A 2644-nucleotide genomic window follows, 5' to 3' on the forward strand; every position below is an offset into this window, starting at 1 on the left:
GGGCGCGGCGGGCGCGCTCCTGGCCGGTCTCCCGGACGCGCGGCGGGAGCGGCGGGCCTGGCGCCCCATGTCCTGCGGGCGCTCTCCCTCGGGGTGCGACGATCCTGGACTCACGACCTATGAGCTTGCCTTGACCGGGGGGGGTGGTCCGCAACCAGAACGGGAGATCCGGATGGTTTTCCCCGGGGAGTCCCATGACCTTTTCATGACCTATCGCCTGATTACCGGGGGCTTTCCCGATATCAAAGTTAAAAATATGACTTTGGTCACATAAATGTTGATCTGCAACACGGACCTCCGCGGCCCCGCGGACGCGGCGCTCCCCGGCCGCTCCGACCCCGCCGGGCCCCCCCTTCCGCCCTCCAGCCGACCACGTCACATTTTCATGACATGTAGGGCGTTATGGGGTGTTGGAAGAATAATGACCGGGTGGCCGGCATACTTCTCGTCGAAGACGACCCCTCCGTCCGGACCGGTCTCGAACTGGCACTGGCCCGGCAGGGGCACTCCGTGACCTCCTACGCCACCGGCGAGGAGGCGCTCGATCACATCCGGTCGCGCCGCCCGGAGATCGCCGTCCTGGACGTCATGCTGCCCGGGATCGACGGCGTCGAGGTGTGCCGCCGGATCCGCAGGATGGACCAGCTGCCGGTGATCCTCCTCACCGCCCGGGGCGACGACCTCGACGTGGTCGTCGGCCTGGAGGCGGGAGCCGACGACTACGTGGTCAAGCCCGTGGAGCCGCGGGTGCTGGACGCCCGGATCCGGGCGGTCCTGCGCCGGGCCGAGTCCGTCTCCTCCGACCGCGTCACCTTCGGCGACCTGGTCATCGACAAGGGCGCGCTGAAGGTCTCGCTGGCCGGTCACGAGATCCACCTGACCCCCACCGAACTGCGCCTGCTGCTGGAACTGGTCCGCCACCCCGGCCAGGTGCTCAACCGCCGCTACCTGCTCCGGGCCGTGTGGGACCACACCCACGCCGCGGACTCCCGGCTGGTGGACGCCTGCGTGCAGCGGATCCGCGCCAAGATCGAGCCCGTGCCCGCCGAGCCCTCGTTCATCCACACCGTGCGGGGCTTCGGCTACCGGTTCAGCCCGCCGTGAAGCGGGTCTACACCGGGCTGCGCGGACGGCTGGTCATCGCCTTCACCGTGATCGCCGTCACCGCCTCCGCGCTCGTCGCGGGGATCGGCTACGAGCTCGTCAAGAACCGGGTCATCGAACGGGCCGAGGAGGTGGCCGTGGCCGACGTGCGCGAGACGCTCCAGGGCACCCGGGTGCCCATCGGCGCCCTGTGGCCCGGGGACGGCCCGCCGACCGACCTGGAGATCTCCGCCCTGCAGATGAGCCTGCGGGCGCAGAGCCGGGCCGTGGTGGTCGTCTACGAGGACTACCTGTACCCCGACGGGGAGTTCGGCATCGGCGACGTCCCCGCCGACCTGCGCGCTCGGGCCGCGGGCCGGATGGTGACCAAGCGGCAGGAGATCCGGGGCGGCATGTGGCTGGTGATCGGCACCCCCGTGTGGCGGGTGGAGCCCATCCACATCGCCCAGCCCACCGGCATGAGCGTCTTCGTGTTCGTCCCCCTGGCCCAGGAGGAGCAGCTCCTGAGCGGCATGCGCCGGCCGCTCGCGACGGCGGGCGCCATCATGCTCGCCGTCGCGCTCGCCGTGGCCCTGTTCTCGGCCCAGCGCGTGCTGCTCCCGGTCCGGCGGCTCGGTTCCGCCGCCCGCGCGCTCGGCGCCGGGCATCTGGACACCCGGCTCCCCGTGCGCGGGCAGGACGAGCTCGCCGAGCTCACCGCGACGTTCAACGACACCGCCGCCGCGCTGGAGCGGAGCGTGTCCGAGCTGCGGGCGCTGGAGGCGATGTCCCGCCGGTTCGTGGCCGACGTCTCCCACGAGCTGCGGACCCCGCTGACCGCGATGACCGCGGTGACGGACATGCTCTCCGAGGAGGCCGAGCGGCTGCCCCGCGAACCGGCCACGGCCGTACGGCTGGTGCTGCGCGAGATCGAACGGCTCCGCACCCTGGTGGAGCAGCTCATCGAGGCGAGCCGGTTCGACTCGGGCACGGCCACCCTCAACCTGGAGACCGTGAGCGTCGCCGACGCGGTCCGCGACTGCCTGGAGATCCGGGGCTGGTCGGAGCAGGTGGAGGTGGAGGTCCCGGCGGGACTGGCCTTCTCCGTCGACCCCCCGCGCTTCGACGTCATCCTCGCCAACCTGGTCGGCAACGCCCTGCGCCACGGTGAGCCCCCGGTCGTGGTCACCGCCCGCGCCACCGCCCACGGCCTGGAGGTGAAGGTGCGCGACCATGGCGGAGGGATCCCGCCGGCGGATCTGCCGCACGTGTTCAACCGCTTCTACAAGGCCGGCCGGAGAGGCGACGGCAGCGGACTCGGGCTCTCCATCGCCCGCTCCAACGCCCAGTTGCACGGCGGGACGATCTCGGTGCGCCCGCAGCGGCCGGGCACGCTCTTCACCGTCTGGCTGCCCTCCGCGCGCCCCTCCGCACGAGCCGCCGCGCAGGCCCTCGCATGAACTCCCGCACGACCCTCCCTACGGGCCCCCGCACGGCCCTCCGCACGGCCTTCCGCGCAGGCCCCCGCACGGCCCTCCGCACCCGCCCGGGGCGGACCGCC

The 2644-nt window shown here is 72.2% G+C and carries 2 protein-coding genes; both read left to right on the plus strand.

What is annotated here, in order from left to right:
* The first annotated feature begins 429 nt into the window (after nucleotides 1-429).
* Nucleotides 430-1104 carry a response regulator gene (locus ACWJ6R_RS34285; protein ID WP_449066196.1) on the plus strand — a complete coding sequence of 225 codons (675 nt, stop codon included), beginning with the start codon at nucleotides 430-432 and terminating at the stop codon, nucleotides 1102-1104.
* Entirely contained in the window at nucleotides 1101-2543 is a 1443-nt protein-coding gene (locus ACWJ6R_RS34290) for an ATP-binding protein (protein WP_449066197.1), read from the plus strand. The genes ACWJ6R_RS34285 and ACWJ6R_RS34290 overlap by 4 nt, the downstream gene beginning before the upstream one ends.
* Nucleotides 2544-2644 lie beyond the last annotated feature (101 nt).

The sequence above is a fragment of the Planomonospora algeriensis genome, from assembly GCF_977012225.1.